We start from the raw sequence: 7426 nt of genomic DNA, 5'->3' as shown, positions 1-7426 counted from the left end.
TGGCGCGCGTCTGTCCCACAAGAGGGGACTGCGCTCGGGCCGCGCGGGCCCCACGTCCCGTGGACGGGCGAAACTACGTTTCGCTATAGCAGCCTCTACCCAATCACCACACAGCAAACCCGATCAGTATATAAACAAAAACGGGTGGCACAAAGCCACCCGTTATCCATAGATTTAAAAATCAACCCACCTACACCGTCATAATCTCCTTTTCCTTCACCGCCAGCACCTCGTCGATCCGTTTCGAGAAACCGTCCACGATCTTCTGCACCTCATCCTCACCATCCTTCGCCACATCCTCCGGCAGACCGTCCGCCTTGATCGCCTTCTTAATCGCCTCGATCGCATCGCGGCGTACCCCCCGCAATGCCACCCGACACGTCTCCGCCTCCGCTTTGATCTGCTTCATCAGCTCCTTCCGACGCTCCTCCGTCAACGGCGGCACGTTGAGCCGAATCGTCTCCCCGTTATTCGACGGCGTCATCCCCAGATTGGAATTGATAATCGCCTTTTCGATCGGTGCCAGCAGATTCTTGTCCCACGGCTGAACCAGAATCGTCCGCGCATCCGGCACCGTCACGCTGGCCACCTGATTGACCGGCATCTGCGCCCCGTACGACTCCACCATCACCCCGTTCAGCACATTCGGACTCGCCTTGCCCGCCTTGATCGACGCGATTTCCGATTCGAAATGTGCGAAAGCCTTGTCCATACGCGGCATCGCCGCGTCGATGATTGCTCTTTTCTGTCCCATATTTTTTCGATCTTATTTATTTTCCAAATTAATTATGCACGAGCGTCCCCACCTCCGCCAAAGCGCCGTCCGCCGCCAACACCCGCTCCAGATTGCCCGGCGTATCCATGTCGAAAACGATAATCGGCAGCCGGTTCTCCATACACATCGTAAATGCCGTCAGGTCCATCACCTTGAGACGCTTTTCGATCACCTCCGCAAACGAAATCCGGTCATACTTCACCGCCGCCGGATCCTTCTCCGGATCCGCCGTATAGACCCCGTCGACCCTCGTTCCCTTGAGCAGCACATCCGCCTCGATCTCCACCCCGCGCAACGCCGAAGCCGTATCGGTCGTAAAAAACGGATTGCCCGTTCCGCCCCCGATAATCACCACATACCCCTCGCGCATCAGCTCCAGCGCCCGGAACTTGGAGTAAATTCCCGCCCCCACCGGCCCCATCGGAATCGAAGTCAGCACACAGGCCCGCCCGCCCGCATTCTCGATCGCCGACTGCAAAGCCAGCGAGTTGATCACCGTCGCCAGCATCCCCATCTGATCCCCCCGCACCCGGTCGAACCCTTTACCGACGCCCGTCATTCCGCGGAAAATATTCCCGCCTCCGATCACGACCCCGACCTCTACTCCCGCCTCCGCCACCACCCGAATTTGAGCGGCATACGAAGCCAGCACCTCCGGATCCAATCCGTATCCCTGTTTCCCCTGAAGCGATTCACCGCTGAGTTTCAGCAATATTCTTTTGTATTTCGCCATCTTTCCGAAAAGATTAAATCGTACCGTTTATTCCCCGCCCTCTGCGTTCAGGAACTCGATGAGCCGCGCCGTCGCCCGTCCGCGATGGCTGATCCAGTTTTTCAGTTCCGGCGCCATCTCGGCAAAAGTCACCGCATACCCCTCCGGCCGGAAAACCGGGTCGTAGCCGAACCCCTCCGTGCCGCTCTTTTCGAGCGTGATCTCGCCGTTCACAATCCCCTCGAAGAGGTGCTCCTCGCCGTTCCGAATCAGCGCGATCACCGTCCGGAACCGCGCCCGCCGATTCTGCTGCCCCTCCAGCCGCCTGAGCAGCAAAGCCATATTATCCGCCGAGGCATGCCCCTCGCCCGCACCGTTCACCGCCGCATAGCGCGCCGAGAAGACGCCCGGCTCGCCTCCCAGCGCCTCGACCTCCAGCCCCGTATCATCCGCAAAACAGTCCAGCCCTGTCCGCTCATGAATATACCGGGCCTTCTGCAACGCATTCCCCTCCAGCGTCGGCGCATCCTCCGGAATCTCTTCCGTCACGCCGTGATCCGCTGGAATCGACACCTCGGCCCGATCGCCGAGAATCGCCTGTATCTCTTTCAACTTGTTCCGATTGCCTGTAGCAAAGATGATTTTCATGTCCGAATCCGAGTTCTACGAGGCGAATTTAACGAAAATTTACTACATTGCCGCTTTAACAAAACCGAAATCACGTGAAACACCTTTCAGAATGGGGCCTTTTGATGGCCGCCGCGGCCGCCATGCCGCTCTCCGGAACAGCACGGGGGAGAAAAGCAACCCCTGCGCCGATCGACACCGCCGCACAACGCCTGCCGAACATCGTTTTCGTCCTGACCGACGACCTCGGCATCGGCGACATCGGAGCTTACGGGCAGCGCACCATTCCGACCCCGCACATCGACTCGCTGGCACGTGCCGGGATGCAGTTCATGCAACACTACGCCGGTTCGACGGTCTCGGCGCCGAGCCGCGCCGTGCTGCTGACCGGCAAACACACGGGGCACGCAGGGGTTCGGGGTAACGACGGTCGAAAGTTGGAGGACGGCACGACGTACGACTACTCGCTGCCGGCCGAAGAGGTGACCGTGGCCGAGATTCTGCGCTCGAAAGGCTATACTACAGGGATCACCGGCAAATGGGGTCTCGGCGGCTATCCGGAAGAGGGGGGCGTCGGGAACCAGGGTTTCGACTACTTCTACGGCCACCAGGCACAGGTGGACGCACACCACTATTATCCGAAAAAGCTCTACGAAAACGGCCGGAAAATCGAGCTCGACGGCACGCAATATTCCGACGAACTGACAACGCAGCACGCCCTGTCGTTCATCGACCGGAGCGTGGCGGCAGGCAAACCGTTCTTCCTCGAATTCGCCACGACGCTTCCGCACGCCGAACTGGTGCTGCCGGCGGAGGAGATGAAACCGTTCGAGGGCAAGTTTCAGGAAACGCCGTTCAAGGGCGACTGGTACGGAGCACAGGCACAGCCGCGGGCGGCTTTCGCGGCGATGGTGAAGCGCATCGACGACAACGTAGGCAGACTGGTCGCCAAGCTGCGCGAAACGGGGCAGCTCGACAACACGATTTTCATCTTCAGCTCCGATAACGGGACGCACATCGAGGGGGGACACGACCCGAACTATTTCAACAGCAACTCGCTGTTCCGCGGTACGAAACGCGACCTTTACGAGGGTGGGATCCGGACGCCGTTCATCGTGGTGTGGCCGGGACACATCGCTCCGGGGAGCGTGAGCTACCACGTTTCAGCGTTCTGGGACTTCCTGCCGACGGTCTGCGACATCGTGGATGCGGAGGTACCGAAAGGGGTGGACGGCATCTCGATGTTGCCGGAATGGACGGGCGAGGGCGAACAGCCGAAACACGACCACCTCTATTTCGAGTTCCACGAGGAGGGGGGCAAACAGGCGGTGATCCGCGACAACTGGAAACTGATTCGGCTGAATGCCAAACAATTGTCCGGCGACCCGTCGAAAGTGCGATACGAGCTTTACAACCTGTCGCGCGATCCGAAAGAGCTGCGCAACGTGGCTTCGGAGTATCCGGGCAAGGTGCTGGAGTTGCAACGGCTGATGGACAAGGGGCGGACGCAGTCGAAGAATCCGGCATGGAACTTCTGACAAAGTCCTCTTCCGGCACACGGACAAAGATTAAGGACTGCGAAACCTAAGGAGGAGCGTAGCTATCATGAAAGCTTTCTTACAAGAAAGCGGCAGTTCCAGCCGGGGCAAAGCTCAACCGCGCGCGACTGCTGGAGTAGGAAATCATTCAAAGCGACTTGCGCTTTGAATAAGATTTCCGCCAGCGTGCCGCCGAACCCGACCTAAGCGGGCAATAGCCAGTGCCCGAACGGGACTTGGTCTGACTTTACGCGCACGGAAAACGCAGACCAGCCGCTCAACGGGACTTTCCCGTACTATTCGGACGGTGTCGTAGGTGAGAAGTACGGCGACGGTCATTACAAAGCCACCAACGGCCGTCTCTACAAGGTAAGCACCTCGGGCGCGGGAACCCCGCTCGCCTGGTACCCCGCCCCGGGCCACCGCGGCCACGGCGAGGGCGCGTTGTGGTACGTCGGCAGCAACGGGTACAACTGGTCGTCCACGTCCTACGATTCGGACGACCACTACCGTAGCATGTACTTGCACTTCGGCGCGAAGGAACTCAACCCCAGCTACATGACGGGCCGGGCCTACGGTTTTCAGTTGCGTTGCCTCTCGGAATAAACGAAACGATGCTCGTTACAACCGCCTATTTAGGAAACATCCAATACTTCGGCAAGCTCGCACAAGGCGCGCGGATCGAAGCCCATGAGAATTTCCAGAAACAGACCTACCGCAACCGGGCCGAAGTGATGACCGCCGCCGGCGTGCGGACGCTGACCGTACCCGTCGTTTGGGATCACCGGGCCAAAATGCCCATCCGCGAAGTGCGGATCGACTACACCCTGCCCTGGCAGCGCGAACACTGGCGCACGCTGCGGGCGGCCTATGCGGCGGCGCCCTATTTCGACCACTATGCCGAAAAACTCGCCCCGTTTTACAACGAGCGAAACTACCGCCCCGAACGCCTCTTCGACCTGAACGGCGACCTGACACGCCTGTTGCTGGGGCTGCTCGGCCTGCCGGAGACCTTGCTGTTTACGGAAGATTACACCGCACCCGTGCCTCTCGACACGGCAGCCGAAGCGGGGGATTTTCGGGAGATCATTTCGCACAAACCGCGCCTCCGGCGTCCCGACCCGACATTCGCGGCGCCGGAGTATTATCAGGTCTTCGCCGACCGGCTCCCGTTCGCACCGAACCTGTCGGTCGTCGACCTCCTCTTCTGCGAAGGGCCGCAGGCCGGACAGGCCGTTCGGGCAAGCATTCACACTGCACACTAAACCCAAACAACACCTCAAAACCCTACCGATGAAATCCATTTTTGCCCTGCTCGGAGCCGCGCTGATGCTCAGTTCATGTAGCCAGACCCTGAAGCTGGCCGACAAAGGCCGGAGCGCCTACCGCATCGTGGTGGCCGCCGATGCCGACAGCCTCACCCGGCTCGCCGCCGAGCGTTTCCAAGGTTATTTCCGGCAAATTTCGCAAGCCGAACTCCCCATCGTGACCGACTCCGGAACGATTGCCGACGACCACGCGATCGTCTTCAGCACCGACACCTCGAAACACGCCGATCTGGGGAACGACGGTTTTGTGATCTTCACGGACGGCAACCGCATCGACATTCAGGGCGGCACCTCGCGCGGCACCCTGAACGGGATGTACACCCTGCTGGACAACTACCTCGGTTGCCGGAAATACTCGGCCACGGTCGAAGTCATTCCGCAGCAGGGGAAAGTGACCGTACCCAAGCGAATTTACGACCGGCAGGTGCCGGTGATCACCTTCCGCGACGCCCATTACCGCGGGACGAACGACCAAGGGTATATCGACTGGCACAAGCTGAGCCACGACTCGACGGGCGGAAAGCCCGACTGGGGTTTCTGGTGCCACAGCTTCGGGCAGCTGCTGCCGGCGGATCCCTATTTCAAGACTCATCCGGAGTATTTTGCGCTGGTGAGCGGCCAGCGGGCCACGACGCAGCCCTGCCTGTCGAACCCGGCGGTACTGGAGATCATGTGCGACAATCTGGCCAAGGCGATGGCCGCCAAGCCGGAGGCAAAGTATTGGTCGGTGAGTTCGAACGACAACTTCGGCTACTGCCAGTGTGCGCTGTGCGCCGAGGTCGACTCCATCGAGGGGAGCCCGACGGGCAGCGTGATCCGTTTTGTGAACGCCGTGGCCGAGCGGTTCCCGGACAAGGTGATTTCGACTCTGGCCTACCAGTATTCGCGGGCCGCGCCGAAGGTGACCAAGCCGCGCGAGAATGTGAACATCATGTTCTGCAACATCGAGTGCAACCGCAGCCAGCCGATCGCCACGGATTCGACCAGTGCCTCGTTCCGGCGCGACATGGAGGAGTGGGCCAAGCTCACGGACAATATTCTGGTGTGGGACTATGTGATCCAGTTCAAGAATCTGGTCAGCCCGTTCCCCAATTTCCATACGTTGCAGCCGAATATCCAATATTTTGTGGATAACCATGTGGTGGCAATGTTCGAGCAGGGGAATCGCGAGGTGGGTGGCGAGTTCGCCGACCTGCGGGCTTATCTGATCTCGAAACTGCTGTGGAATCCGTCGGCCAATGCCGACTCGCTGATGAACGACTTCCTGAACGGCTACTACGGCCCGGCGGGGGGGCATATCAAGGAGTATATCAACCTGATTACGCAAAATTTGGAACAGAGCGGCAAACCGCTTTCGATTTTCGGCGCGCCGACCGACGGGGCGGACAGCTACCTGTCGCCGGAGAATCTGGCGATCTACGAATCGTGTTTCGACCGGGCCGAGGCGGCGGTGGCGAACCAGCCTGAGTTCCTGAAACGGGTGAAAATTGCGCGCCAGCCGCTTCGGTATGCGGAACTGGAGCAGACCAAGCTCGACCCGTACGGGCCGAACGGTATCTATGTACAAGCGACGGACAGTGTGTGGGAAACGAATCCGGAATACACGCAAAAACTGGAAAATTTCATCGCGCTGTGCAAGCAGGAGGGGGTGACGCGCCTTTCGGAGTGGCACACGACGCCGGACGAGTATCTCGATATGATGCGCAAAATTTCGATCGTGCGGCAGGACGGGAACCTGAGTTTCGAGAAACCGGTCGCTCTCTCGCCTGCACCGCATCCGAAATACGACCGCTCGGCGGACAAGGTGCTGACCAACGGCCTCCACGGCAGCAACGATTACAAGATCCAGTGGCTGGGTTGGGACGTGCCGCGTTTCGAGGCGGTGGTGGACTTGGGGTCGGAGCAGGAGATCGCCCGGGTGACGACGACTTACTTGCAGGTGCTGACGGACTGGATTTTCTTCCCGAAGCAGGTGACGTTCTATGTCTCTTCGGACGGCAAGGATTACGCGCAGGCGGGTATGGAGGCGCAGCCGGAGGTCAATCGAGCGGTGGCGATCGGCTCGCGCGATTTTTCGAGCGCAGTCGGCCGCAAGGGACGTTATGTGAAGGTGGTGACGGACGGCGTGGGGATTTGTCCGCCGTGGCACTTGGGGGCAGGCAAAAAGGCTTTTGCGTTTATGGATGAAATCGTGGTAGAATAATCGGCCACATCGCACGGAGGCGGAAACTGGCGTTCTTCAGCCTCCCTTTCCGAGACCCGCCCGGTGGTATCTTTCTCACGGATACGCCGGGCGGTTTTTGTTACAATTTCCCGGACAAACTCGCATCGGAGTGTCGTTCGACATCCCGCCCCGGGCTTCCGCGACGCAGGCAATTATGGGAGATTGGGCGATCTGGCGAACGTCGGCGGCAGCGGGTACAGTTGGTCGTCCACGATCAGCAGC

The 7426-nt window shown here is 59.8% G+C and carries 6 protein-coding genes; 3 read left to right on the top strand and 3 right to left on the bottom strand.

What is annotated here, in order from left to right; all coding sequences use genetic code 11:
* Positions 1-190 precede the first annotated feature (190 nt).
* The 3 genes from frr to rdgB are packed head-to-tail and all read right to left on the bottom strand — an operon-like array spanning position 191 to position 2135.
* Positions 191-754, bottom strand: a complete 564-nt coding sequence (gene frr, locus QZ302_RS03425) for a ribosome recycling factor (protein ID WP_294592504.1) — start codon at positions 752-754, stop codon at positions 191-193.
* Between the two features lie 28 nt (positions 755-782).
* On the bottom strand, positions 783-1508 hold the full coding sequence (gene pyrH, locus QZ302_RS03420) for a UMP kinase (protein ID WP_294592502.1): 726 nt from the start codon (positions 1506-1508) through the stop codon (positions 783-785).
* 27 nt (positions 1509-1535) lie between these two features.
* Entirely contained in the window at positions 1536-2135 is a 600-nt protein-coding gene (rdgB, locus tag QZ302_RS03415; RefSeq protein ID WP_294592500.1) for an RdgB/HAM1 family non-canonical purine NTP pyrophosphatase, read from the bottom strand.
* Positions 2136-2209: 74 nt separating this feature from the next.
* On the opposite strand from rdgB, the gene QZ302_RS03410 reads away from it, so the two are divergent.
* The 3 genes from QZ302_RS03410 to QZ302_RS03400 all read left to right on the top strand — a co-directional run bounded on the left by QZ302_RS03410 (position 2210) and on the right by QZ302_RS03400 (position 7183).
* Positions 2210-3652, top strand: coding sequence for an arylsulfatase (locus tag QZ302_RS03410; protein WP_294592498.1), 1443 nt, complete (start codon positions 2210-2212; stop codon positions 3650-3652).
* 614 nt (positions 3653-4266) lie between these two features.
* A complete protein-coding gene (locus QZ302_RS03405; RefSeq protein WP_294592496.1) occupies positions 4267-4917 on the top strand; it encodes a WbqC family protein in 651 nt (216 codons plus the stop codon).
* 28 nt (positions 4918-4945) lie between these two features.
* Positions 4946-7183, top strand: a complete 2238-nt coding sequence (locus tag QZ302_RS03400; RefSeq protein WP_294592494.1) for a DUF4838 domain-containing protein — start codon at positions 4946-4948, stop codon at positions 7181-7183.
* The last annotated feature ends 243 nt before the right edge of the window (positions 7184-7426 follow it).

It is taken from the genome of uncultured Rikenella sp., assembly GCF_910579375.1.
In the GTDB taxonomy this organism is placed as follows: Bacteria; Bacteroidota; Bacteroidia; order Bacteroidales; family Rikenellaceae; genus Rikenella.
The sequence above is the reverse complement of the archived record's forward strand: the minus strand, read 5'-3'. Positions and strand labels throughout refer to the sequence as shown.

Bases quoted from the DNA above. Each gene is read 5' to 3' on its own strand.
- QZ302_RS03400 (WP_294592494.1), top strand. From the start codon at position 4,946: ATGAAATCCATTTTTGCCCTGCTCGGAGCCGCGCTGATGCTCAGTTCA.
- QZ302_RS03405 (WP_294592496.1), top strand. From the start codon at position 4,267: ATGCTCGTTACAACCGCCTATTTAGGAAACATCCAATACTTCGGCAAG.
- pyrH (WP_294592502.1), bottom strand. From the start codon at position 1,508: ATGGCGAAATACAAAAGAATATTGCTGAAACTCAGCGGTGAATCGCTT.
- frr (WP_294592504.1), bottom strand. From the start codon at position 754: ATGGGACAGAAAAGAGCAATCATCGACGCGGCGATGCCGCGTATGGAC.
- rdgB (WP_294592500.1), bottom strand. From the start codon at position 2,135: ATGAAAATCATCTTTGCTACAGGCAATCGGAACAAGTTGAAAGAGATA.